Source organism: Nocardioides sp. CPCC 205120 (assembly GCF_048654585.1).
In the GTDB taxonomy this organism is placed as follows: domain Bacteria; phylum Actinomycetota; class Actinomycetes; order Propionibacteriales; family Nocardioidaceae; genus Nocardioides.
Genome location: NZ_JBMCYY010000001.1, coordinates 854,622 through 879,463, shown reverse-complemented (window position 1 = coordinate 879,463; position 24,842 = coordinate 854,622). Strand labels below are relative to the sequence as shown.

General features: G+C 75.5%; 19 protein-coding genes and 1 tRNA gene. 11 read left to right on the top strand and 9 right to left on the bottom strand.

Annotated features, from left to right (window positions below):
• Positions 1–11: 11 nt before the first annotated feature.
• The 6 genes from ACOACO_RS04140 to ACOACO_RS04115 form a co-directional block, all read right to left on the bottom strand.
• Positions 12–845 carry an ATP-binding cassette domain-containing protein gene (locus tag ACOACO_RS04140; protein WP_420294984.1) on the bottom strand — a complete coding sequence of 278 codons (834 nt, stop codon included), beginning with the start codon at positions 843–845 and terminating at the stop codon, positions 12–14.
• Complete coding sequence (locus tag ACOACO_RS04135; RefSeq protein WP_420294983.1) at positions 832–2,868, bottom strand: dipeptide/oligopeptide/nickel ABC transporter permease/ATP-binding protein; 2,037 nt, start codon at positions 2,866–2,868, stop codon at positions 832–834. Before ACOACO_RS04135 ends, ACOACO_RS04140 begins: the two co-directional genes overlap by 14 nt.
• On the bottom strand, positions 2,865–3,905 hold the full coding sequence (locus ACOACO_RS04130; RefSeq protein ID WP_420294982.1) for an ABC transporter permease: 1,041 nt from the start codon (positions 3,903–3,905) through the stop codon (positions 2,865–2,867). The genes ACOACO_RS04135 and ACOACO_RS04130 overlap by 4 nt, the downstream gene beginning before the upstream one ends.
• Before the next feature lie 67 nt (positions 3,906–3,972).
• A complete protein-coding gene (locus ACOACO_RS04125; RefSeq protein ID WP_420294981.1) occupies positions 3,973–5,379 on the bottom strand; it encodes a mannitol dehydrogenase family protein in 1,407 nt (468 codons plus the stop codon).
• Entirely contained in the window at positions 5,376–6,797 is a 1,422-nt protein-coding gene (locus ACOACO_RS04120) for an FAD-binding oxidoreductase (RefSeq protein ID WP_420294980.1), read from the bottom strand. The genes ACOACO_RS04125 and ACOACO_RS04120 overlap by 4 nt, the downstream gene beginning before the upstream one ends.
• A gap of 96 nt (positions 6,798–6,893) precedes the next feature.
• Entirely contained in the window at positions 6,894–7,424 is a 531-nt protein-coding gene (locus tag ACOACO_RS04115) for a gamma carbonic anhydrase family protein (protein WP_420294979.1), read from the bottom strand.
• 201 nt (positions 7,425–7,625) lie between these two features.
• Here ACOACO_RS04115 and ACOACO_RS04110 point away from each other — a divergent pair, with 201 nt between their 5' ends.
• On the top strand, positions 7,626–8,402 hold the full coding sequence (locus ACOACO_RS04110; RefSeq protein ID WP_420294978.1) for a hypothetical protein: 777 nt from the start codon (positions 7,626–7,628) through the stop codon (positions 8,400–8,402).
• Between the two features lie 10 nt (positions 8,403–8,412).
• On the opposite strand, the gene ACOACO_RS04105 is transcribed toward ACOACO_RS04110, so the two are convergent.
• Complete coding sequence (locus ACOACO_RS04105) at positions 8,413–9,285, bottom strand: LuxR C-terminal-related transcriptional regulator (RefSeq protein WP_420294977.1); 873 nt, start codon at positions 9,283–9,285, stop codon at positions 8,413–8,415.
• A gap of 176 nt (positions 9,286–9,461) precedes the next feature.
• On the opposite strand from ACOACO_RS04105, the gene ACOACO_RS04100 reads away from it, so the two are divergent.
• Positions 9,462–10,832 (top strand): MFS transporter, encoded by a 1,371-nt coding sequence (locus ACOACO_RS04100; RefSeq protein ID WP_420294976.1) that lies wholly within the window; start codon positions 9,462–9,464, stop codon positions 10,830–10,832.
• A 79-nt stretch (positions 10,833–10,911) separates the two neighbouring features.
• Here ACOACO_RS04100 and ACOACO_RS04095 read toward each other — a convergent pair.
• Positions 10,912–10,984, bottom strand: a tRNA-Arg gene (locus tag ACOACO_RS04095).
• Positions 10,985–11,100: 116 nt separating this feature from the next.
• Positions 11,101–11,592, bottom strand: a complete 492-nt coding sequence (locus tag ACOACO_RS04090) for an FBP domain-containing protein (protein ID WP_420294975.1) — start codon at positions 11,590–11,592, stop codon at positions 11,101–11,103.
• Positions 11,593–11,650: 58 nt separating this feature from the next.
• Here ACOACO_RS04090 and ACOACO_RS04085 point away from each other — a divergent pair, with 58 nt between their 5' ends.
• The 9 genes from ACOACO_RS04085 (at position 11,651) to ACOACO_RS04045 (ending at position 24,839) form a co-directional block, all read left to right on the top strand.
• Entirely contained in the window at positions 11,651–12,217 is a 567-nt protein-coding gene (locus tag ACOACO_RS04085) for a TetR/AcrR family transcriptional regulator (RefSeq protein ID WP_420294974.1), read from the top strand.
• 247 nt (positions 12,218–12,464) lie between these two features.
• Entirely contained in the window at positions 12,465–13,961 is a 1,497-nt protein-coding gene (locus ACOACO_RS04080) for an MFS transporter (protein WP_420294973.1), read from the top strand.
• Between the two features lie 74 nt (positions 13,962–14,035).
• Positions 14,036–16,135 carry a molybdopterin oxidoreductase family protein gene (locus ACOACO_RS04075; RefSeq protein WP_420294972.1) on the top strand — a complete coding sequence of 700 codons (2,100 nt, stop codon included), beginning with the start codon at positions 14,036–14,038 and terminating at the stop codon, positions 16,133–16,135.
• Positions 16,132–17,625, top strand: coding sequence for an FAD-dependent oxidoreductase (locus tag ACOACO_RS04070; RefSeq protein WP_420294971.1), 1,494 nt, complete (start codon positions 16,132–16,134; stop codon positions 17,623–17,625). Before ACOACO_RS04075 ends, ACOACO_RS04070 begins: the two co-directional genes overlap by 4 nt.
• Positions 17,626–17,695: 70 nt before the next feature.
• Positions 17,696–20,350, top strand: coding sequence for a nitrite reductase large subunit NirB (gene nirB / locus ACOACO_RS04065; protein WP_420294970.1), 2,655 nt, complete (start codon positions 17,696–17,698; stop codon positions 20,348–20,350).
• Entirely contained in the window at positions 20,347–20,742 is a 396-nt protein-coding gene (nirD, locus tag ACOACO_RS04060; RefSeq protein WP_420294969.1) for a nitrite reductase small subunit NirD, read from the top strand. Before nirB ends, nirD begins: the two co-directional genes overlap by 4 nt.
• Positions 20,739–21,923, top strand: coding sequence for a uroporphyrinogen-III synthase (locus ACOACO_RS04055; RefSeq protein ID WP_420294968.1), 1,185 nt, complete (start codon positions 20,739–20,741; stop codon positions 21,921–21,923). Before nirD ends, ACOACO_RS04055 begins: the two co-directional genes overlap by 4 nt.
• A gap of 14 nt (positions 21,924–21,937) precedes the next feature.
• A complete protein-coding gene (locus ACOACO_RS04050) occupies positions 21,938–22,660 on the top strand; it encodes a sirohydrochlorin chelatase (RefSeq protein ID WP_420294967.1) in 723 nt (240 codons plus the stop codon).
• A gap of 340 nt (positions 22,661–23,000) precedes the next feature.
• Positions 23,001–24,839: a phosphoenolpyruvate carboxykinase (GTP) gene (locus tag ACOACO_RS04045; protein ID WP_420294966.1), complete on the top strand. Its 1,839-nt coding sequence runs from the start codon at positions 23,001–23,003 to the stop codon at positions 24,837–24,839.
• Positions 24,840–24,842: the final 3 nt, after the last annotated feature.

Here is a 24,842-nt window from a genome sequence, read left to right as displayed (position 1 = left end):
GAGGGGCCGGCTCAGGCGAGCCGGGCGGCGGGGACTGCGGTGACTGCAGGGGCTGGGGGGACGAGGTGGTGGGCCCGGGGGTCGGCGACGGGCGCCGAGGCCAGGAGCGCGCGGGTGTAGTCGTGCGCGGGCGCGGCGCAGACGGCGGCGGTGTCGCCGGTCTCCACGAGCTCGCCGCGCCGCAGGACCGCGACGCGGTGGCACAGGTGCCGCACCACGGCGAGGTCGTGGGTGATGAAGAGGTAGGTGAGCCCGAGCTCGTCCTGCAGGTCCACGAGCAGGTTGAGCACCTGCGCCTGGATCGAGAGGTCGAGGGCGCTGACGGCCTCGTCGCACACGACCACGTCGGGGCGCGGGACGAGGGCCCGCGCGATGGCGATGCGCTGGCGCTGCCCGCCCGAGAAGGCCCCCGGGTAGCGCTCGACCGCGGCCGGCGGGACCCCGACGCGCTCGAGCATCTCGATGCTGCGGGCGCGGGCCTCGTCGCGGGACACCTCGGGGCTGCTGGTCAGCGTCTCCATCACCGACTGCAGCACCGTGCGCTGGGGGTTGAGCGAGAGGTACGGGTTCTGGAACACGACCTGGATCCGCTGGCTGAGCGCCCGCCGGGTCCGGCGGTCGGCCCGGGTGATGTCCTGGCCGTCGAACCGGATGGTGCCCCCGGTGACGGGCACGAGCCCGAGCACGGCGCGACCGAGGGTGGTCTTGCCCGAGCCGGACTCCCCCACGAGCCCGAGGGTCTCGCCCCGGCGCAGGTCGAGGCTCACCCCGTCCAGCGCCGCCTTCCCGGTGCGGCGGCGCCCGCCGTACACGACCGAGAGGTCGTCGATCTCAACGAGCGGCATCGGCGTACGCGCCCTTCTGGTCGGGGGAGGTGGCACCCGGGTCCGGGCGCCCGACGGGGTGCAGGCAGCGGACGCTGCGCGCGGGCCCTCCCCGGGGCGCCCCGAGGAGCACCAGCGGGACCGGCGTGGCCGTGCAGTCGTCCTGGCGGCGCTCGCAGCGGTCGGCGAACGCGCAGGCCGACGACCGCTCCTGCGGCGACGGCACCTGGCCGGGGATCGAGCGGAGGCGCTCGCGGAACCGGGCGCCCGTCGGGTTCGCCGCCATCAGCGCGCCCGTGTAGGGGTGCGCGGGGTGGTCGAAGAGGTCGAGCACCGTGCCCTCCTCGACGACGCGGCCGGCGTACATCACGACCGCCCGGTCGCACAGCTCGGCGACGACGCCCCAGTCGTGGGTGACGATGACGATCGCGAGCCCGGTGCGCTCGCGCAGGTCGCGGAGCAGGGCGAGGATCTCGGCCTGCACGGTGACGTCCAGCGCCGTGGTGGGCTCGTCGGCCAGCAGCACCCGGGGACGGCCGGCGAGGGCGCGGGCGATCGCGACCCGCTGGGCCATGCCGCCGGAGAGCTCGTGGGGGTACGCCGCGAGCACCCGGTCGGCGTCGGGGAGCTGGACCTGCTCGAGCAGCTCCCGCACCCGGGCGTCGGTCGCGGCCCGGCCGCCGCCGTCGCGCAGCCGCACGACCTCGCGCAGCTGGGCCCGGACCGTGAAGGACGGGTCGAGGCCGGCGACGGGCTCCTGGGGGACGAAGGCGACGGCCGTGCCGCGCAACGCGGCCATGCGGCGCTCGGGCAGGTCGAGCGCGTCGGCGCCGTCGACCTCGAGGCGCTCCGCCTCCAGCACGAGGCCGGGCGGCAGCAGCCGCAGCAGGGCCGAGAGCGTGAGGGTCTTGCCGCAGCCGGACTCGCCGACCAGGCCGACGACCTCGCCGGGCAGCACCCGCAGGTCGACGTCGTCCACGAGCGCCGTGCCCTGGTGCAGCACCCGGAGGCCGCGCAGCTCGAGGACGGCGTCGCCGGGAGCCTCCGGGGAGGCGGGAGCGTCCGGGGAGGCGGGGGTGGCCGGGCCGGCCGGGGTCGCGGCGGCGCCCGCCGGGGTGGTGCGGCGCACGCGGGTCCGCAGCTGGCGCCACGAGCTGGGCGCCGTGGCGCTGCGGTCGGCGCTGACGTCGCGGACGACGTCGCCGAGCACGCCGAAGGCCAGGGCGGTCAGCACGATGACGCCGCCGCTGGGCACGAGCAGCCACGGGTGGCTGGTGATGGCGGCCGAGGCGTCGGTGACGAGGCCGCCCCAGCTCGGGGTCGGGGGCTGCACACCGAGGCCGAGGTAGTTGATGCCGGACTCCACCAGCAGCGCGGAGCAGGCGAGCAACGAGGCCTGCACCAGCACGGGCGGGAGCACGCGGGGCAGCACGTGGCGCACGACGACCTGGTGGGCGCGCAGGCCGGCGACCTCGGCGGCCAGCACGTAGTCGTCGGTGCGCACGGTCATCGCTGCCGCCCGCACCACCCGGCCGAGGCCGGCGGAGGCGAGGAAGCCGAAGGTCAGCATCGCGGCGGTCTCGTTGCGGCTGAACACCGCGAGCACGACGAGGAGCGTCACGACCAGCGGGATCGCGAGCATGACGTCGCACACCCACATGAGGAAGCGGTCGGTGCGGCCGCCGCGGTAGCCGGCCACGAGACCGGTCAGCGTGCCGACGACCACGAAGACCACGACCGCCTGGGCCACGGCGAGGAGGCTGACCTGGCCGCCGTGCAGGATGCGGCTGAGCACGTCGCGGCCCAGCTGGTCGGCGCCCAGCAGGTGGTCGCCGCCGGGGCCGGCGAAGCTCGAGGAGAGGTCCTGCTCGAGGGGCCCGTACGGCGCGACGACGTCGGCGAGCACGGCGCCGCCCACCATCAGGGCGATCCACACCAGGGAGAGGACGCCGGCGGGGCGGCGGAGCACCCGGGCCCAGAGCCGCCGGCGACGGGGAGCGGCGGCCGGGGCGGCGGCCGGGAGGGTGACGAGCTGCTCGGTCATCGGGAGACCTCCACACGGGGGCTGAGCCAGGCGTAGCCGAGGTCGGTCAGCAGGTTCGAGCCGAGCACGACGAGCGTGTAGACGGTGACCACCCCGACCAGGACGGGCAGGTCGTGGCTCAGCGTCGCCGAGACCGCGAGCTGGCCGAGGCCGGGGAGCGCGAAGACCTGCTCGACGAGGATCGTGCCGCCGAGGAGCCCGATCATCACGAGCCCGACGACGGTGGTGACGGGCACGGCGGCGTTCTTGAGGCAGTGGGTCAGCACGATCCGGCGGTCCGGCACGCCGTTGGCGCGCAGCGCCCGGACGTGCTCGGTGGCCATCGCGTCGAGCACCGCGCCGCGGGTCTGCTTGGCGATCGTGGCGACACCGCCCACCGAGAGCGCCAGCACCGGCAGCGTGAACGAGCGCAGCCAGCCCGCGGGGTCCACCCCGAACGGCACGAACCCGGTCGCGGGGAACCACCCGAGCCGGGTGGCGAAGAGCAGGATGAGGAGGAGGCCGAGCCAGAACGTCGGCACCGCCATGCCCAGCATCGCCAGGCCGTCGGTGACGCGGCCGGCAATGCCGCCGCGCACCGCGCCGACGAGCCCGAGCGTGACGCCGACGACGGCGGCGAGGAGGGTCGCGGACAGGATGAGCGTGAGGGTGACACCGAGCCGCGCCCCGATGATGTCGAGCACCGGCTCGCCCGTGAACAGCGACTGCCCGAGGTCGCCCCGGAAGGCGCCGGCGAGCCAGTCGCCGTACTGCGACCACAGCGGCTGGTCGAGCCCGAGCTGGTCCCGCACGCGGTCGTAGGCGGCGGGGTCGGTGTTGGTGCCCAGGACGACCCGGGCGGCGTCGCCCGGGGTGAGGGACGCGAGCACGAACGTCAGCGCGGAGACGATGCCGAGCGACGGCAGCGACCACGCGAGGCGACGGAGCACGAGCAGGTGCACGGTCTCCTCCTCTCGGTGGGATCGGGGCGGGACGGGGCCGAGCGGGGTGGTGCCGGGGTGCAGCTGGGGGCGGTCCGGCCGGGTGACGGCCGTCACAACGCACTCATCGGACCACGCCCGGCGGGGGGCTGGAACGGATCTTCCGTCCACTGCCCCGCCGCGGTCAGGGAGAAGTCCTCCACCGGTCGTCGGCGGTGAGGCTGCGCAGCAGCCCACGGGGTCCCCCGGAGCGGAGGAGCGCCTCGGCCGCGCGCACCTCGTCGCCGAACCGCGGGTCGCCGGCGAGGCCGCCGAGCACGCCGGGGTCGGCGAGGAACGCGTCGAGGGCCTCGCCGTCACCCCCCGCGGCGGCGAGGTCGGGCGCGGCGACGAGCGTCGGCGTACCGCTCGCGTGCGCGCGCCGCAGCGTCGTCCACCACAGCGCGACCACGGCCGCGGTGACGGGCACGGGGCGCCCGGCGACGACCGACCCGGCGGCCGCGGCGAGCACGAAGCCGGGCACGCGGTCGGCGGAGTGGGCGGCGAGCCGCTCGAGGGTGTCGGGCAGCTCGGCCTGCGCGAAGCGGGCCAGCACCGTCTCGGCGTACGCCGCGGGGTCGGTGCCCGGCACGGGGTCCAGCGTCGGCAGCACCTCGGCGTGGAGGAAGCGGCGCAGGAACGCGACGACGTCGGGGTCGGTCGCGGCCTCGTGCACCGCGCGGTGGCCCAGCAGCAGGCCGGCCCAGGCGAGCGCCTGGTGGCCGCCGTTGAGCACCCGCAGCTTGAGCAGCTCGTACGGCGCCACGTCGGCGACGACCTGCACGCCGACCTCCTCGAGCGGGGGCCGGGGCACGCCCGGCACGTGCTCGAGCACCCACTGCCGGAAGGGCTCGGCGACGACCGGGCAGGCGTCGTCGCGGCCGGTGGCGCGACGGATGCGGGCCACGTCGTCGGGGGTGGTCGCGGGGGTGATGCGGTCGACCATGGAGGAGGGGAAGGCCACCTCGTCGGCGATCCAGCGCGCCACGTCCGGGTCGGCGGGGTCGGCGGGGTCGGCCGCCTCGGCGGCCGCCACGACGGCGGCGCGGGCCACCTGCCCGTTGTGCTGGAGGTTGTCGCAGGAGACGACGGCGAAGGGTGCCGTGCCCGCGGCGCGGCGGTGCCGCAGCGCTGCGACGAGCACCGCGAGCGTGGGCGACGGCGGGCCGTCGACCGGGTAGCCGCCCTCGGTGACGGTCAGCGTCACCCAGCGCGTGGTCGGGCGCACGAGGCGATCGAGCACGGCGGCGGCGCCCGCGGGGTCGGTCAGCAGGAGGTGCTCGAGGTGGGAGCCGACGACGACGTGCTCGGCGCCGGTGGGCGTCCGCGTCTCCACGGTCCACAGGTGGTCCTGGGCGTGCAGCGCGGCGTGCAGGCGCGCGTCGTGCTCCGTCGTGCCGACGCCGACGACTCCCCAGTCGTGGGCGACGCCGCGCTCGAACAGCTCGTGGAGGTAGACCGCCTGGTGGCTGCGGTGGAACCCGCCGACCCCGAGGTGCACCACGCCATGGACCAGGTGGGCGCGGTACGCCGGAGCGACGAGCGCGCTCACCCCCGGTCCGCCGGGTCGCCGGCGTCCGCGGCGACGACCTTGCCCGGGTTGAGGATGAGGCGCGGGTCGAGCGCCCGCTTCACGGCGCGGTGCATCGCCATCACGGCCGGGTCGAGCTCGCGCTCGAGGCCGCCGCGCTTGAGGATGCCGACGCCGTGCTCGCCGGTCACGGTGCCGCCCAGCGCGATCGCCGCGTCGAGGATCTCCTCGAAGGCGGCCTGGGCGCGCACCCGCGCCGCCTCGTCGCCGGGCGGCGTGATGATGAGGGGGTGCAGGTTGCCGTCGCCGGCGTGCGCGATGTTGGCGATGCGCACGTCGTGGCGCTCGGCCAGCTTCTCGATGCGCGCCAGCATCTCGGGCACGTGCTCCTTGGGGACGCAGACGTCCTCGGTCAGCACCGGTCCGAGCCGCTCGAGCGCCGGGTAGGCGAGGCGGCGGGCCTCGAAGAGCGCCTCGGCCTCCTGCTCGTCGGTCGAGCGGTCGGCCCAGGTGGCACCGGCCCCGGTGAAGCAGTCGACGACGCGGTCGGCGATCTGCTCGCCGACCGCGCCGGGCTCGTCGACGCGGGCGAGGAGCACGGCGTCGGCCTCGACCGAGAGGCCCATCTGCTTCCACGCGTCCACGGCCTCGAGGCAGTGCCGGTCGACGAGCTCGAGCGCCGCGGGCGTGAGGCCGGCGGCCGCGACGGCCCGCACGGCGGAGCCCGCGTCGACCACGGAGGAGAAGTAGCCGGCCACGGTGATCGACGCCGGCGGCAGCGGCTTGAGCCGCACGGTCACCTCGGTGACGATGCCGAGCGTGCCCTCCGAGCCCACGACGAGGCCGGCGAGGTCGTAGCCGGCCACGCCCTTCGCCGTACGCCGCCCGAGGCGCACCACCTCGCCGGTGCCGGTGACGACCTCGAGGGCGAGCACGTAGTCGCGGGTCACGCCGTACTTCACGCAGCACAGGCCGCCGGCGTTCGTGGCGACGTTGCCGCCGATCGTCGACCAGGGCGAGCTGGCGGGGTCGGGCGGGTACCAGAGGCCCTGCGGCGCGACCGCCGCCCGGAGGTCGTCGTTGACGACGCCGGGCTGCACGACCGCGAGCCGCTCCAGCGGGTTGACCTCCAGCACCGCGTCCATCGCGGCGAGCGACAGCACCACGCAGCCGTCGACGGCGTTGGCGCCGCCCGACAGGCCGGTGCCCGCGCCGCGGGGCACGACGGGTACGCCGTGGCGGTGGCAGGCCGCGACGACCGCCTGCACGTCCGCGGTGGACCGGGCGCGCACCACGGCCAGCGGCGTGCCGACCGGCGCCCACTCCGCGTGGTCGTGGCTGAGCGGCTCGGTGGAGACCGGGTCGACGAGCACCTGGTCGGGCGCGAGCGCGGCGCGGAGCTCCGCGAGCACGGACTGGCCGGCGGGGGTGGCGGTCATGCCTCCCATCGTGCGCCCGCTGTGACCTGGCCCACCATGGAGGATCCGTCCGTGCCCGGGCGGCGGGGGTGGAGGTTCGCCCCGCCCCTGGAGCGCTCAGTCGATCCGGCGGACGCCCTCGCGGTGGGCGCGGGCGAGCTCCCGGTAGCCCGGCGCGTTGCGCTCGAGGATGCCGGCGGCGGTGCTGCCGGGCTCGACCGTGCCGGTCACCTTCGCCGGCGAGCCCTTCGCCAGGGCGCCGTCGGGGATCTCGGTGCCGGGCGTGACGAGCGAGCCCGCGGCGACGAACGCGCCCGAGCCGATGACGGAGTCGTCGAGCAGCACGCTCCCGTTGCCGACGAGCGAGCCGTCGCCGATCGACAGTCCGTGCACGATGCAGCCGTGGGCGATCGTGCTCGACGCCCCGATGTGCAGGTGGGCGCCGGTGCGCACGTGCAGCACCGAGTTGTCCTGCACGTTGGTGCCCGCCCCGATGACGATGGGGCCGACGTCGGCGCGCAGCACCGCGCCGTACCAGATGCTGACCCCCGGCCCGAGACGTACGTCGCCGATCAGCGTCGCGGTCTCCGCGACCCACGCGTCGGGGTCGATGGTGGGGGCGACGCCCTGGAACTCGAACAGCGGCACGACTGACCTCCTCGGTGCGGGTCCGGCCAGCCTAGGGGCGCCCAGGGGGACGAGGGGACCAGGCGGAGGTGCGGGTGTCGCCCCGCCCGCCACCGGGTAGGCGGCCGGCGTCACCGCACCCAGGGGGAGAACATGGTCGGACCACGATCCAGGCCCGTCTCACGCGAGCGCTCGCCCGCACGCAGGCTCGCGCTGGCGGGGGTGGTGCTCGGGGGCCTGCTCGTCGTCGTGCCGTGGGTGGTGCTCGCGCTCGACGCGGACGGCCCGGCCTGGGTCTCGGTCGTGGCGGTCGCCGCCGGGTTCGTGTCGCTGTTCCTCGGCGCGGTCGTCGGCCCACCGCTGGGGGTGCTGCTGGGGGTGCTGCGCGAGCGCCGGTGGGGGGCGCGCCACCCCTCCGGCGCCCTGCGGCCCGTGGACGTGCCCGGCGTCGCGGTCGTCCCGGCGTCCGACGACGTGCTCGTCCTCGACCCGTTCGACCGCCACGGCCTCGGCGGCGTCGCGGGGGTGACCCTGCGCCCGTACGACGTGCCCCGCGACCGCTGGCCGCGCGGCGTCGTGCTGTCCGCGACCGGCTGCGCACCGATCGTCGTGCCCGGCACGTTCGAGGCGGGCGAGGTGGCGGCGTTCTGCTCCGCCCACGGGATCCGGCTCGGCCCGCCGGTCAGCGACCCCGGCCACCTGCCCCGGCTGTCGGAGCCGGCGTACCAGGACCTGCGGCGGTACGGCGGGCACCACGTGCGGTCGCTCTCGCCGCGGTGGGTGCGGCTGCGGTTCCTGCCGCTGGCCGTCCTCGCCGCCGGCGCGGCCGCCCTGGCGCTCGGCGCCTCCGCCCTCGTGGGCCCGGCGCTGCCGGTGGCGCTCACCGGGACGGGGCTGGTGCTGCTCGTGGCCGCGTCCTGGGCGCTCGCCCGGATCGACTGCGCGTGCGAGTTCACCTCGCCCGCCACTGCTCCCGAGCCGGCGCCCGTGCGGGGTTGAGGCGGCCGCCTCAGCCCAGGAGACCCCGGCGCCGCGCGACGAGGCTGGCGTGGAACCGGTTCTCGGCGCCCAGCTTGGCCATGGCGCTCTTCATGTAGGACTTCACCGTGCCCTCGGTCAGACCGAGCCGGGCGGCGATGCGGGCGTTCGAGAGACCCTCGCCCGCGCCCCGCACGACGTCCGCCTCGCGCGGGGTGAGCACGCCGGCCTCGCCCGGCCCGTCGAAGAGCCCGGCGGGCCCCGCGCCGCCCGGCCCGGCCAGGATGCGCGCGAGCTCGTCGCGGGTGCGGACGTCGGTCGTCGACGCCATGAGGGCGCTGAGCCGGGCGTGCAGCCCCGGGTCCATGGCCCGGTCGCCGGCACCCGCGTCGCCCGCGGACCGCGCGGCCCCCAGCGGTCCGGCCTCGCCGACGCGGCGGGCGACCTCGAGCTCCACGTGCAGCTCGTGGGCGAGCCGCCCGAGCGCCGGCCGCAGGCGGTCGTGGAGCCGGCCGCCGAACTCACCGTCCCGCCGCTCGGCGAGGTAGAGGACGGCGAGCGGCGGGTCGCCCGGCAGGGCGACCGGCAGGCTGACGATGGGCTTGAGCCCCTCGGGCACCACGGCGTAGTCGTAGCGCCGCGTGATGCCGCGGGCGGTGTGGTAGTCCGCGACGGTGGCCGGGCGGGCCATCGCGAGCGCCTTGCCGCCGAGGCCCTCCCCGGCCCGCACCGTCACACCGTGGAGCGAGTTGGTGCGCGTTCCGCGCAGGGAGGAGATGACGAACTGGCGGCGGTCGGCGTCGACCAGGCCCCCGAACCCGACGGACACGCCCGTCACCCGCAGGGCCCGCGCGAGACCCCGGTCGAGGGTCGCCGCGACCGCCGACGAGCCGACTGCTTCCACGTGGCACCTCCTGCACCGAACCCCGTCGCGACAGGGTGCCGGGGAGTGACGTGGGTCACCACCCCCGAAAGAGGGGGTGGGGCGCTCCCCCACTTCAGGGGGTGGTCGACGTGTGACCGGGACCACAACCATTCCGCGGCAGGCGACGCTGGGTCGCCGGATCGCCAGGAGGAGCCATGTCAGCCCTTTCTCCGGACGGCAGCGCCCGCACCGTCCCCGCACCCCCGCCGAGCCCGGGGGCGTCGCGCCCGACCTCGATGCGCCGCGTCGCCGTCGCCAGCTGCGTCGGCACCACGATCGAGTACTACGACTTCTTCATCTACGGCACCGCCGCCGCGCTGGTGTTCCCGACCGTGTTCTTCCCCGCGCTCGGCTCGACCGCCGGCACCGTCGCGTCGTTCGCGACGTTCGCGGTCGCCTTCGTCGCCCGCCCCCTCGGCGCGGTCGTCTTCGGCCACTTCGGCGACCGGCTCGGACGCAAGGGCACCCTCGTCACGACGCTGCTGATGATGGGCCTCGCCACCGTCGCCATCGGCCTGCTGCCGACCGCGGGCGCCATCGGCGTGCTCGCGCCGGTGCTGCTCATCGCCCTCCGGTTCGTGCAGGGCCTGGCGGTCGGCGGCGAGTGGGCGGGCGCCAACCTGCTGACGGCCGAGTACGCACCACCGGGCAAGCGGGGCTTCTACGCGGTGTTCCCCCAGCTCGGGCCGGCGTTCGCCTTCGCCCTGTCGAGCGCCACGTTCCTCGTCAGCGACCTGGTGCTCGGCACGACGGACGACGCGTTCCTCACCTACGGCTGGCGGGTGCCGTTCCTGGCGAGCGGCCTGATGGTCGTCGTCGGGCTCTACATCCGGCTCAACATCGACGAGACGCCCGCCTTCAAGGCCGAGCAGCGGCGCGCGGGCACCGCCCCCGTCGCCCGGCGCTCCCCGTTCGCCGACGTCATCCGCACGCAGCCGCGGGAGATCCTGCTGTCGGCGGGCCTGATGGGCGTGCTGTTCGGCTTCTTCTACATGGGTACGGCGTACCTCACCGCCTACGGCACCGCCCCCGACGGCGCGGCGCTGGACCGGCAGTACGTCCTGTCGGTCGGAATCGGCGCCGCCCTCGTGCTCGGCCTGGCGACGCTCGCCGGCGGTGTCCTCTCCGACCGGGTGGGCCGCCGTCCCGTCATCATCGCCTCCGGCGTCGCCGCGCTCGTCTGGTCGCTCGCGCTCTTCCCCGTGCTCGACACGGATGCTCCGGTGGCGTTCGCGATCGGCCTGACCGTCACCCTCGCGATCTTCGGCTTCGCGTTCGGGCCCGTCGGCGCCTACCTGCCGGAGCTGTTCGAGACGCGGTTCCGCTACACGGGGGCCGGGGCCGGCTACAACCTGGGCGGCGTCGTCGGCGGCGCGGTCCCGCCGCTGCTCGCGCCGGGGCTCGCGGCGGCCTACGGCAGCATCGCCATCGGCGTCATGCTCGCCGTGCTCGCGCTCGTCAGCATCGGCTGCACCGCGGCCCTGCGGGGCCGTCGCCGGATGGACGCCGCGCCCGTCGCCGCCTGAGGGCGGCGACCGCGCCCCGGACACACCCCGGACGCACGAGAGGCCCCCGACCGTGTGGTCGGGGGCCTCTCGTGTGCTGCGCGCCCGTAGGGATTCGAACCCCAAACCTTCTGATCCGTAGTCAGATGCTCTATCCGTTGAGCTACGGGCGCATGCCGCTCACTCCAGCGAGCGACCAGTGAACAATAGCCGACGCGCCGGGCGAGACGAAATCGGCTTCCGGCCGACTTCCGGCCGGCGTCCGGTCGGGCACCGCGGGCGGCGCGGCTCAGTCCTGGCGCAGCACCCGGGCCACGAAGGCGTCGAGGTTGCGCCGCAGCCGCTCGACCTTCTCCTCGACGGTGAGGGTCTCGTAGGTCCGCGGACCGCCCGAGACCAGCTTGTCCCGCACCAGCAGGGAGCAGGCCAGGTCGCTGCAGATGTAGGTGCCGACCGTGTGCCCGGCCTTGCCCGCGCGGCCGGCACGGGGTGCCACGAGGAGCGCGACGTCGCCCGAGCGCACCGTCGTGCACAGCGAGCACATGCCCTGCTGCCGGGCACCCGTCCCGCTCGGAGCGCGGAGCTGGATGCCTCGCCGTACCCCGTCGTGGACGGTCACGAGGTAGGCCCGCGCCAGCGCCTGCGGGTCGCGCCACCCGAGGTAGTCGAGGTCGTCCCACGGCCGGTCGGCGAGGTCGCGGGGGACACCGAGGCGCGCCGCCTCGCCCTTCGTGCAGTTGACGAAGGAGGAGCGGATCTGGGGTTCGGTGAGCGGTTCCACGACGACCACGCTAGGTTTCCTACGAGTCGTAGGCAAATGCTTAACATCAGGAGGCGACATGGCACGGGCAGGGGTGACGGCCGAGCGGGTGGTCCGGGAGGCCGCCGACCTCGTCGACGCCGAGGGGCTGGGCGCCCTGCGGGTGGCCGCGGTGGCGGAGCGGCTGGGGGTGCGACCGGCGAGCGTCTACGCCCACGTCGCCGGGCTCGACGAGATCCGCACCGCGGTCACCGCCCTCGCGCTGGGCGAGCTGGCGGACCGGGCGGGCGACGCGGTGGCCGGCCGGGCGGGCCGCGACGCCCTGGTCGCCTACGCCGACGTCGTGCGCTCCTACGCCCAGGCGCACCCGGGGCGGTACGCCGCGACGCGGCTGCGGGTGGCGCCCGGCTCCCCGGCGGTCGCCGCGGGACGCCGCCACGCCGAGCTGACGCGGGCGGTGCTGCGCGGCTACGACCTGCCGGCCGAGGCCGAGGTGCTCGCCGTGCGGCTGCTCGGCAGCGTCGTGCACGGGTACGTCGACCTCGAGCTCTCCGGCGCCTTCGACCACAGCGACCCGCCGCCCGCCGCCACCTGGCCGGGCGCGCTCGACGCCCTCGACGCGGCGCTGCGCGGCTGGGCCGCCTGACGCCGCTGGTCCGCCTGACGCCCGGCCGACGGCGGACTCTGCGGTCGAACCCTGTGCTCTGCGACCCAGGCATTGGCCGCAGACCACAGGTTTCCCCGCCTAAGCGGGGAAACCCCACGGTGACTTGTGAGGCCGTGAGCGAAAAGTGACGCACCCGTGAAACACGGGCACGGCTCGGCGTAACACGAGCGACCCAGTGTCAGAGGAGTCCGAGAACAGGCCCACGCAGGCCCACCAGGAGGCCCCCGTGACCATCACCGCTCCCCCGCCCGGCCCGGCCGCGGCGACCGACGCCCCGGCGGGCCCGCAGCGCCGCACCCGCCGCTGGATCGACGACTGGCGCCCCGAGGACCCGCAGTTCTGGTCCGAGACCGGCCGCCCGGTGGCCCGCCGCAACCTCGCGTGGTCGATCTTCGCCGAGCACCTCGGCTTCTCGGTCTGGCTGATCTGGAGCGTGAGCTCGGCCTACCTGGTCGCGATGGGCTTCGCCTTCTCGGCCCAGCAGCTGTTCCTGCTCGTGGCCATCCCCAACCTGGTCGGCTCCCTGCTGCGCATCCCCTACACGTTCGCGGTGGGCCTGTTCGGCGGGCGCAACTGGACCATCATGTCGGCGGCGCTGCTGCTCGTGCCGACCCTCGGGTTCGCGCTGGCGGTGACGCACGCGGGCACGCCGTACTGGGTCTTCTGCGCCATCGCGGCCACCGCCGGCTTCGGCGGCGGCAACTTCGCCAGCTCGATGGCCAACATCAACTACTTCTACCCGACCGCGCGCAAGGGAGCCGCGCTCGGCCTCAACGCCGCGGGCGGCAACCTCGGCGTCGCGCTCATCCAGCTGCTGCTGCCCGTCATCGTCGGCGGCGCCGGCCTCTTCGGGCTGGTGCAGGCCTCGCAGGGCGGGATCCACCTCGAGCGGGCCGCGCTCGTGTACGCCGCCCTCGCCGTCGTCGCGACCCTCGCCGCGTGGCTGCGGATGGACAACCTCGGCACCGCGGTCGCCAAGCCCCGCGAGCAGCTGCGGGTGGTCCGCGAGCCGCACACCTGGGTGATGTCGGTGCTCTACATCGGCACCTTCGGCTCCTTCATCGGCTACTCCGCCGCGATGCCGCTGCTCATCAAGCTCAACTTCTGGGTGCCGGAACCCGCGCCGCTCGGCACGGGCATCTACTTCGCCTACTTCGCGTTCCTCGGCGCGGCCGTCGGCTCGGTGGCCCGCCCGATCGGCGGCTGGCTGGCCGACCGGTACGGCGGCGCCCGCATCACCCTCGTCGCGTTCCTCGGCCTGGCCGCCAGCACGCTGGCCGTGCTCTGGACGGTCTTCCAGCTCACCCCGAACCCGACCGCCGACCCGGCGATCGCCACCGAGAACGAGAGCCTCTTCCCGCTCTTCCTCGGCTTCTTCCTCGTGCTCTTCGCCTGCACCGGCATCGGCAACGGCTCGACGTACAAGATGATCCCCGCCATCTGGCGCCGCGGCGCCGAGGCCGCCACCCCCGCCGGTACGCCGGAGCGCACCGTCGCGCTGAGGGCCGCGGCCCAGCAGGCCTCGGCCGCCCTGGGCGTCATCGGCGCGATCGGCGCGATCGGCGGCTTCCTCATCCCGCTCGCGTTCAGCGCCCCCTGGGTCGCTGACCCGCTGACGGCCACCAAGGGCGCCTTCATGGTCTTCGCCGGCTACTACGCGCTCTGCGTCGTCGTGGTCTGCGCCGTCTACCTGCGCCGCGGCCGCACCGCGTCGCACGTCTGACCCGGCCGCAGCCTGCCGCCCCGCGGTACCCGCCGCCGCACGCCGCCGTACCCCACCGACGCGAGGAGCCGCCCGTGACGACCTCCCACTGCCCCTACTGCTCCCTGCAGTGCGGCATGACGCTCACCCGCGAGGGGCGCTCCCTCACGGTGGGGCCGTGGGAGTCGTTCCCGGTGAACGAGGGCGCGCTGTGCCGCAAGGGCTGGACGAGCGCCGGCCTGCGGGGGCACCGCGAGCGCCTGACCACCCCCCTGGTGCGGGACCGCGCCGCCGACGGCACGCGGGGCGAGCTGCGCCCCGCGACCTGGGACGAGGCGCTCGACCTGGTCGCCGCCCGGCTCACCGCGATCCGCGCCGAGGACGGCCCCGACGCGGTGGCCGTCTTCGGGGCCGGCGGGCTGACGAACGAGAAGGGCTACCAGCTCGGCAAGCTCGCCCGCGTCGCGCTCGGCACCAGCCAGATCGACTACAACGGCCGCTGGTGCATGAGCTCGGCCGCCTCCGCGGGCCTGCGGGCGCTCGGCCTCGACCGCGGCCTGCCGTTCCCCCTCGCCGACGTCGAGCGCGCCGACGTGCTCGTGCTGGCCGGCTCCAACCTCGCCGAGACCGCGCCGCCGGCCGCGCGCCACCTCGACCGCCTCCGCGAGCGCGGCGGGCGGGTCGTCGTGGTCGACCCCCGCCGTACCCCCACCGCCGACCGCGCCGACCTGCACCTCGCCCCGGTGCCCGGCACCGACCTGGCGCTCGCGCTCGGGGTGCTCCACCTCGTCGTGGCCGCCGGTGCGGTCGACGAGGACTACGTCGCCGCCCGCACGAGCGGCTTCGAGGCCGTGCGCCGCAGCGTCACCTCGTGGTGGCCCGAGCAGGTGGAGCGGGTCACGGGCATCGCCGCCGCCGAGGTGCGCGCGCTGGCCGACCTGCTGATCGCCACGGCCGCCCGCGGCGGGCGCGTCATGGTGCTCACCGCCCGCGGGGTGGAGCAGCACAGCCAGGGCTCCGACACGGTGCTGGCCTGGATCAACGTGGCGCTCGCGCTCGGCATGCCGGGCCGCGAGGGCGCCGGCTACGGCTGCCTCACCGGCCAGGGCAACGGGCAGGGCGGGCGCGAGCACGGGCAGAAGGCCGACCAGCTTCCCGGCTACCGCCTCATCACCGACCCCGCCGCCCGCGCCCACGTCGCCGGGGTGTGGGGCGTCCACCCCGACTCCCTGCCCGGCAAGGGCCGCTCGGCCTACGAGCTGCTCGAGGCCCTGGGTACGCCGGGCGGCCCGCGGGCCCTGCTCGTGCACGGCTCCAACATCGTGGTCTCGGCGCCCAACGCCACCCACGTCACCGAGCGCCTCGCCGCCCTCGACCTCCTCGTCGTCGCCGACCTCGTGCTGTCGGAGACGGCCGCGATCGCCGACGTCGTGCTCCCCGTGACGCAGTGGGCGGAGGAGACGGGCACGATGACGAACCTCGAGGGCCGCGTCGTGCTGCGCCAGCGCGCCGTGACGCCGCCCGCGGGGGTGCGCACCGACCTCGAGGTGATCGCCGCGCTCGCCGAGCGCCTCGGCTCCCCGGTGCCGTTCGCGACCGACCCCGAGGAGGTCTTCGCCGAGCTCGGGCGGGCCTCCGCCGGCGGCCCGGCCGACTACTCGGGCATCACCTACGACCGCATCCGCGCCGAGCACGGCGTCTTCTGGCCCTGCCCCGCGACCGACGCGGCCCCCGACGGCACCGCCGGCGCCCCGCACCCCGGCACGCCGCGGCTGTTCGCCGAGCGCTTCGGCCACCCGGACGGGCGGGCGCGCTTCCTCGTCACCGAGTTCCGCGGCGCGGCCGAGCAGCCGTGCGCCGACTTCCCGCTGCACCTCACGACCGGCCGCGTCCTGGGCCAGTACCAGTCCGGCGCCCAGACCCGCCGCGTCGCCGGCCTGCCCGACACCGGCCCGTTCGTCGAGCTGCACCCCCAGCTGGCCCGCCGCCTCGGCACCGCCGACGGCGAGCTGCTGACGGTCCGCACCCGGCGCGGCGCGATGCGCGCCCCGGCCCGCGTCGTGGAGACGATCCGCCCCGACACCGTCTTCGTCCCCTTCCACTGGGTCGGCGCCAACCGGCTCACCAACGACGCGCTCGACCCGGCCAGCCGGATGCCCGAGTTCAAGGTCTGCGCCGCGGCGGTGAGCGCATGAGCGCCGGGGAGCACCTCGTCGTCGTCGGCCACGGCATGGCCGCGGTGCGCCTCGTCGAGACCCTCGTCGCCGGCGGTTGGGTCACCGGCGGCGGTCGCCTGACGGTGCTCGGCGAGGAGCCGGGGCCGGCGTACAACCGGATCCTGCTCTCCGCCGTGCTCGAGGGCACCCACGACCCGCGGGCCACGGTGCTGCGCGACGAGGAGTGGTACGCCGAGCACGGCGTCGTCCTGCGCACCGGCGTCCGTGTCGCCCAGGTCGACCGCGACGCCCGCGAGGTCGTGCTCGTCGACCGCGACCGCGTGCCCTACGACCGGCTCGTGCTGGCCACCGGCTCGATCCCGACGCTCCCGCCGATCCGCGGCCTCGTGCGCCCCGACGGCACCCTGCACCCGACGGTGCACGCCTTCCGCTCGCAGGCCGACTGCCGCGGCCTCCTCGCCGCGCTGGCCCGCCGCGACAGCCCGGTGCGCCGCGCGGTCGTCGTCGGCGGCGGGCTGCTCGGCCTGCAGGTGGCCCGGGCCCTCAGCAGCCAGGAGGGCTCGCGCACCGGCCGGTCCGCCGTCGTGACCGAGATCGTCGAGGGCGCGCCCCACGTGCTGAGCCGCCAGCTCGACCGCAGCGGCGCGAGCATCCTGGCCCGCGACCTCGCGCGGCTGGGCACCACGACGTACGCCGGGGCCCGCGCCACCGGCCTCGTGCCCTCCCCGATGCCCGAGCACGCCGTCGGCGTCCGCCTCGACAACGGCCACGTGCTCGCCACCGACCTCGTCGTCCTCACCGCCGGTGGCCGCCCGTCGGTGGCGCTCGCGCGGGGCGCCGGGCTCGAGGTGCGCCGTGGCGTCGTCGTCGACGACCTCCTCACCACCAGCGACCCCCGCGTCCACGCCGTCGGCGACTGCGCGCAGCACGCCGGGCGCGTCTCCGGGTTCGTCGGGCCCGCGTGGGACCAGGCCGGCGCGCTGGCCGCCCAGCTGCTCGCGCGGCGCACCGGCGGCGAGGTCGCGCCGTACCCCGGCAACCGGGAGGTCGCCCGCCTGCGCGCCACCGGCCTCGACGTGGCGGTCATCGGCGACCCCGAGGCGGAGGCCGCGGCCGGCGGCGAGGTCGTCGCCGTCACCAACCCGATCACCCGCTCGCACCGCAAGCTCGTCGTCCGCGGCGGCCGCATCGTCGCCGCCGCCCTCGTCGGCGACCTGGCGCGGGTGGGCCTGCTCACCCAGTACGTCGAGCGCGGCACCGTGCTCGGCCCCCACGAGCCGGGCGACCTGCTGCTGCCCGAGGCCCGCTCGGCCGCCACCGGCCCGGCCGACCTGCCCGACGACGCCGAGGTCTGCGCGTGCGCCGGCGTCAGCGCCGGGGCGGTGCGGGCCTGCGCCTCCGTCGAGGACGTCCGCGCCACCACCCGCGCCACCACCGGGTGCGGGGGCTGCGCGAGCAGCGTCCGCGCCCTGCTCGCCGCCCGGCCCCCCGTGCCCGCACCCGCCTGACCCGCACCCGCCTGACCCGCACCCGCCCGAAGCCCGCCCCGCACCACCCGCCGTACCCCGAGGAGAACCCATGAGCCCCACGACCGAAGGCCGCCGGCCCCGCATCGTCGTCGTCGGCCACGGCATGGTCGGCCACCGCTTCGTGGCCGCCGCGATCGAGCGCGGTCTCACGGAGACCCACGACGTGGTCGTCTACGGCGCCGAGCCGCGCGCCGCCTACGACCGCGTCGCGCTCACCTCCTTCTTCGAGGTCGGCGCCGAGGCGCTGTCGTTCCTGCCGGGCGGCGCGTACGACGACCCCCGCGTCGCGCTGCACCTCGGCACCGAGGTCACCGGCGTCGACCGGGCGGCCCGCACGCTGGCGCTGTCGGACGGCAGGACGACCACGTACGACGAGCTGGTGCTCGCCACGGGCGCCGCTCCGTTCGTGCCGCCGGTCCCGGGCAAGGACCTCGACGGCTGCTTCGTCTACCGCACCATCGAGGACCTGGAGGCGATCCGCGACGCGGTCGCGCCCGGGCCCGACGGCGCCCGCAAGCGCGGCATCGTCATCGGCGGCGGCCTGCTCGGCCTGGAGGCGGCGAACGCGCTGCACCAGCTCGGCGCCGAGACCCACGTCGTGGAGATGGCGCCCCGGCTCATGCCCGTGCAGCTCGACGAGGTGGGCGGCGCGACGCTCGTGCGCCACGTCGAGAAGCTCGGCCTGACGGTCCACTGCGGCGTCGCCTCCACGGAGGTGCTCGACGACGGCACCGGCCGGGTCGCGGGCCTCGGGCTCCGCGACGCCGAGCCGATCGCCGCGGACGTGGTCGTCTTCTCCGCCGGCATCCGCCCCCGCGACGCCCTCGCCCGCGCCGCGGAGCTCGAGGTCGCTCCCCGCGGCGGCGTGCTCGTCGACGAGCATCTGCGCTCGGTCACCGACCCGCACGTGTGGGCGATCGGCGAGTGCGCGGCGCCCGCCGGGGTCGTGTACGGCCTCGTCGCCCCGGGCTACGCGATGGCCGAGATCGTCGTCGACACCCTCCTCGGCGGCACCGCCGGCGCCTTCACCGGCGCCGACATGTCCACCAAGCTCAAGCTGCTCGGCGTCGACGTCGCCTCCTTCGGCGACGCGTTCGCCACCACCCCCGACGCCCTCGAGCTGGTCTTCGCCGACGCCGTCGCGGGGCTCTACAAGAAGCTCGTCGTGGGCCCCGCGGGCCCGGCCGAGGACGGCACCCCCCGCGAGGACGCCTACGTGCTGCTCGGCGGCGTGCTCGTCGGCGACGCGTCGGCGTACGGGCTGCTGCGGCCGATGGTCGCCAGCGGCATGCTGCTGCCCGACAACCCCGAGGAGCTGATCCTCCCGGAGAGCCGCGGCGCGCTGCAGCTGGGACTGCCCGACGAGGCCGTCGTCTGCTCGTGCAACAACGTCAGCAAGCGCGACCTGCTCGACGCCGTGGACGTCGACGGCGAGCACGCGTGCGCCGACCTCGCCGCGGTCAAGACGTGCACGAGCGCCGGCACGACCTGCGGCTCCTGCGTGCCGACGGTGAAGGGGATCGTCGAGGACTACTTCGCCTCCGTCGGCAAGGAGGTCGACCGCAGCCTCTGCGAGCACTTCGCGCTCACCCGCCAGGAGCTCTTCGACGTCGTCGCCGTGCACGGCCACCGCACCTTCACCGAGGTCGTCGAGGCCCACGGCACCGGCCGCGGCTGCGACGTCTGCAAGCCGACCGTCGCCTCCGTGCTGGCCAGCCAGTTCAACGGCCACGTGCTCGAGGGCGAGACCGGCGCGCTGCAGGACACCAACGACGCCTACCTCGCCAACATCCAGCGCAACGGCACCTACTCGGTCGTGCCCCGCATCCCCGGCGGCGAGATCACCCCCGAGAAGCTCATCGTCATCGGCGAGGTCGCCCGCGACTTCGGGCTCTACACGAAGATCACCGGTGGCCAGCGCATCGACCTCTTCGGCGCCCGCATGGAGGAGCTGCCGGCCATCTGGACCCGCCTGGTCGACGCCGGCTTCGAGTCCGGCCACGCCTACGGCAAGTCGCTGCGCACCGTGAAGTCGTGCGTCGGGTCGACCTGGTGCCGCTACGGCGTGCAGGACTCGGTGCAGCTCGCCATCGACCTCGAGCTGCGCTACCGCGGCCTGCGCAGCCCCCACAAGCTCAAGGGCGGCGTGTCGGGCTGCGCCCGCGAGTGCGCCGAGGCCCGCGGCAAGGACTTCGGCGTCATCGCGACCGAGAAGGGCTGGAACCTGTACGTCGGGGGCAACGGCGGCGCGACCCCGCGGCACGCGGAGCTGCTGGTCGGCGACGTCGACACCCCCACGCTGCTGCGCTACCTCGACCGGTTCCTCATGTACTACATCCGCACCGCCGACCGCCTCCAGCGCACCGCCGCCTGGGTCGAGTCGCTCGACGGCGGCCTGGAGCGGGTGCGGGAGGTCGTGGTCGAGGACGCCCTCGGCCTCGGCAGCGAGCTGGAGGCGGCGATGGAGCGGCACGTCGCGACGTACGCCGACGAGTGGCGCGCGACGCTGGAGGACCCCGAGAAGCTGTCCCGCTTCGTCTCCTTCGTCAACGCGCCCGGCACGCCCGACCCCAACATCACCTTCACCACCGAGCGCGGCCAGATCCGCCCGCTCGCCGTCGACGACCCGGCCACCCTGGACCCCTCGGGGCCGGGGGCACCGGTCGACCTCGGCGCGACGATCCCCGTGGGAGCCCCCCGATGACCCCGACCACCACCCCGGCCACCCCGACGACGACCCCGGCGACCACCTGGACCCCCGTCTGCGCCACCGACCGGCTGGGCCGCGAGCGCGGCGTCGCGGCCCTGGTCGGCGGGCGGGCGGTGGCGGTGTTCCGCACCTACGACGACGAGTGGTTCGCGCTCGACAACCACTGCCCGTTCGCCCGGGCCTCCGTGCTGGCCCGTGGCATCGTGGGCACGCGCGGCGACGTACCCTTCGTGGCCTCGCCCATGCTCAAGCAGCCCTTCGGCCTGCGCGACGGCGTCTGCCTCGACGACCCGGGGGTCCGGGTCGCGACGTACCCCGTCCGCGTCGTCGACGGCGTCGTCGAGGTGGGCACGCCGCACGAGACCCAGGGAGTCGCAGCCACATGACCGACGAGGCCACCGGCATTGCCGACGGCACCGGCCCTGCGGACGGCACCGGTACGGCGGACGGCACCGGGCCGCTCGCCGGCTTCACCGTCGGCGTCACGGCGGCGCGGAAGGTCGAGGAGCAGGTCGCACTGCTGGAGCGGCGCGGCGCCGCGACCGTGTGGGCACCCGCCCTGTCGATGCACCCCCGGCGGGTCGAGGACGCCGAGCTGCGGGCGGTCACCGAGCAGGTGCTGGCCACGCCCGTCGACGTCTTCCTCGCCACGACCGGCATCGGCATGAAGGCGTGGTTCGACTCCGCCGAGGAGTGGGGCCTGCTGCCCGCGCTGGTGGAGCACCTGGGGCGCGCCGAGATCCTGGCCCGCGGCCCGAAGTCGGTGGGGGCGCTGCGCCGCCGCGGCCTGCGCGAGCTGTGGGCGCCGGACTCCGAGCGCTTCGACGACGTGCTGCGCCACCTGCGCGGCCGCGACCTCTCCGGGGCGCACATCGTCGTGCAGGAGCACGGGCAGTCGCTGTCGATGGTGGCGCACGCGCTGCGCCGGCTCGGCGCGACGGTGACCTCGGTGGCCGTCTACCGCGTCGAGCCCGCGGAGGACCCGACCCCGATGTTCACGCTCATCGACCGCGTCGCCGACCGCTCGCTGCACGCCGTCACCTTCACCTCCGCGCCCGCGGTGGCCGCCCTGATGGAGGCGGCCGCCTCGGTCGGGCGCCGCGACGACGTCGTCGCCGCGTTCCAGGCCGACGTGCTCGCCACCTGCGTCGGCCCCGTCACCTCGGCGGCGTTCGAGCTGTGGGGGGTGCCGACCGTCGAGCCCGAGCGCGCCCGGCTCGCCGCGATGGTCAAGCTGCTCGAGCAGGAGCTGCCGCTGCGCCACGCGGGCCTGGTGCTCGAGGCGGGCGGGCACGTGCTGCGGCTCGTGGGCGACACCGTCATCGTCGACGGCGCCGAGGCCCCGCTGACCCCGGCGCCGCTCGCGATCCTGCAGGCGCTCGCCGAGCGGCCCGGCGCGGTGGTCTCGCGCCGCGAGCTGCTGGGCGCCCTGCCCCGCGGCGCCGCGGGCGCGGGGAGCTCCGACCACGCGGTCGACATGGCCGTCGCGCGGCTCCGCGCGGGCGTGGGCACGAAGGTCGTCCAGACCGTCTACAAGCGGGGCTACCGCCTCGCCGTCGACCTGTGAGCCCAAGGAGCGCCGTGACCGTCGCCGTGAGCGCGTCCGCAGCCGCCCCGGTCCACGGGCGGGCCCACCTCGTGACCGTCGCCCACGGCACCCGCGACGGCTCGGGCAGCCCGGTGGCCGAGGCCCTCACCGCCGCCGTCGGGGCGCGCCTCGGCGTGCCGGCCACCGCGTCGTACGTCGAGCTCGCCGCCCCGCTCCTGACCGACGTGCTGGCCGCCGCGACCCGCATGGTCGTCGTCGTCCCGCTGCTGCTGTCGTCGGGGCTGCACGTGGACTCCGACGTGCCCGAGGCCGTCACCGTCGCGCCCGTGCCGACCGCGCTGGCCGCCGCCCTGGGGCCCTCACCGCTGCTGGCCGACGCGATGTGCGACCGGCTCGTCGAGGCGGGCGCCGGGCCCGGGCAGCCCGTGACGATGGTGGCCGCCGGCTCGCGCCGCCCCGGCTCGAGCGCCGACCTCGCGGCCGCGGCCCGGATGCTCGGCGTCCTGCGCGGCGCCCCGGTGCGGGTGGCCACCCTCTCCGGCCTCGGCGAGCGCCCGGAGGACGTGGTGCGTCCCGGTGACGCCGTGGTGCCCTACCTCCTGGCTCCCGGGTTCTTCGCGCGCCGCTGCGCCGCGCTCGCCCGCGCCGCCGGCGCGACGGTCGTCGCCGACGTCATCGGGGCCCACCCGGCCGTCGTGGAGCTCGTCGCCCACCGCGCCCGCGTGGCGCCGCGCTCCGCCGTACCGGCCGCCTGACGGTCGCCGACGCGGTATCGTGACGCCCGCGCCGAGCGATCACTCGGCCGGTGACCTGCGGAAACACCCATAGCGGGCACGTTCGGGCACGTTCGGAACCGGAACCATGCCCCGTAGATCGATCCAATAGGGCGGCAGCCGATCGTGTGCCAGCCTCGGTGACGCCCGGCCAGCCGGGCGCCCAGAAGTCCTCCCCGGGGTGCAGCCGCGCCACGGGAAGGCATCGCCGCCGACGTCGCCGCGCGATCAGCACACTCCGACCACACCGTCGACACGCTCGACGGCCGGCGTCGACCCACCGGGGTCGGCGTCGCGATGCGCGAGAGGGAACCCCGCAGGCATGACCGCCACCGCAGCACCCGCCAGCACCGACCAGCCGACCAGCCACGAGGGCATCCTCGCCTGGGTCACCGAGGTCGCCGAGCTCACCCAGCCGGAGCGCATCCACTGGGTCACCGGCTCCGACGAGGAGTGGACCGAGCTGACCGACGCGCTCGTCGCGACCGGCACCTTCACCCGGCTCAACCCCGAGCTCAAGCCCAACTCGTTCCACGGCGCGTCGGACCCCATCGACGTCGCCCGGGTCGAGGACCGCACCTACATCTGCTCCGTCGACGAGCGCGACGCCGGCCCCACCAACAACTGGATGGAGCCGGAGAAGATGAAGGAGCTCATGCGGGGGCTCTACGCCGGCTGCATGCGCGGACGCACGATGTACGTCATCCCCTTCGTGATGGGTCACCTCGACGCGGAGCAGCCGATGTTCGGCGTCGAGATCACCGACTCCGCCTACGTCACCGTCTCGATGCGCGTCATGGCGCGCCTCGGCACGCCGGTGCTGCGTCGCATGGAGGAGCTGGACGCCGCCGGCCAGGAGGTCCGCTGGGTCCCCGCGCTGCACTCGGTCGGCCACCCGCTCGCGCCGGGCGAGGCCGACGTGGCCTGGCCGTGCAACGAGACGAAGTACATCGTGCAGTTCCCCGAGGAGCGGGCCATCTGGTCCTTCGGCTCCGGGTACGGCGGCAACGCGCTGCTGGGCAAGAAGTGCTACGCCCTGCGCATCGCCAGCGTCATCGCCCGCGACGAGGGCTGGCTGGCCGAGCACATGCTCATCCTCAAGCTGACCTCGCCGCAGGGCGTCGTGAAGTACATCGCCGCCGCGTTCCCCAGCGCCTGCGGCAAGACGAACCTCGCGATGCTCGAGCCCACCATCCCGGGCTGGAAGGTCGAGACGCTGGGCGACGACATCGCCTGGATGCGCATCGGCCCCGACGGCCGCCTGTGGGCCGTCAACCCGGAGTACGGCTTCTTCGGCGTGGCGCCGGGCACCAACGAGCACACGAACCCCAACGCGATGCGCACGATCAACAAGGGCAACTCGCTCTTCACGAACGTGGCGCTCACCGAGGACGGCGACGTGTGGTGGGAGGGCCTCGAGAACCCGCCCGCCAAGGCGACCTCCTGGAAGGGCGAGCCCTGGACGCCCGACAGCGAGGAGCTGTCGAGCCACCCCAACAGCCGCTACTGCACCCCCATCAAGCAGTGCGACATCCTCGCGGCGGAGTACGACGACCCCCGCGGCGTGCCGATCGACGCGATCCTCTTCGGCGGTCGCCGCAAGACGACCGTCCCGCTGGTCTTCGAGGCCCGCGACTGGACCCACGGCACGTTCCTCGGCGCGACGCTCTCCTCGGAGACGACCGCCGCGGCCGTGGGCGCGGTCGGCGTCGTGCGTCGCGACCCGATGGCGATGCTGCCCTTCATCGGCTACAACGCCGGCGACTACTTCAGCCACTGGATCAACGTGGGCAAGGAGAACGACGCGGCGAAGCTCCCGCGCGTCTTCTACGTCAACTGGTTCCGCCGCGACGACGAGGGCGGCTTCCTGTGGCCCGGCTTCGGCGAGAACAGCCGCGTGCTCAAGTGGATCGTCGAGCGCATCGACGGCCAGGCCGCCGCGGTCGAGACGCCCATCGGCCACGTGCCGGAGATCGGCTCGTTCGACATCGACGGCCTCGACATGACGACCGAGGCGCTCGAGCAGGCCCTCTCGGTCGACGTCGACGAGTGGCAGGCCGAGGTGCCGCAGATCCAGGAGTGGTTCGAGAAGTTCGGCGACGACCTGCCGGGCGTGCTGTGGACCGAGCTCGACGGCCTCAAGGCCCGCCTGGGTCTCTGACCA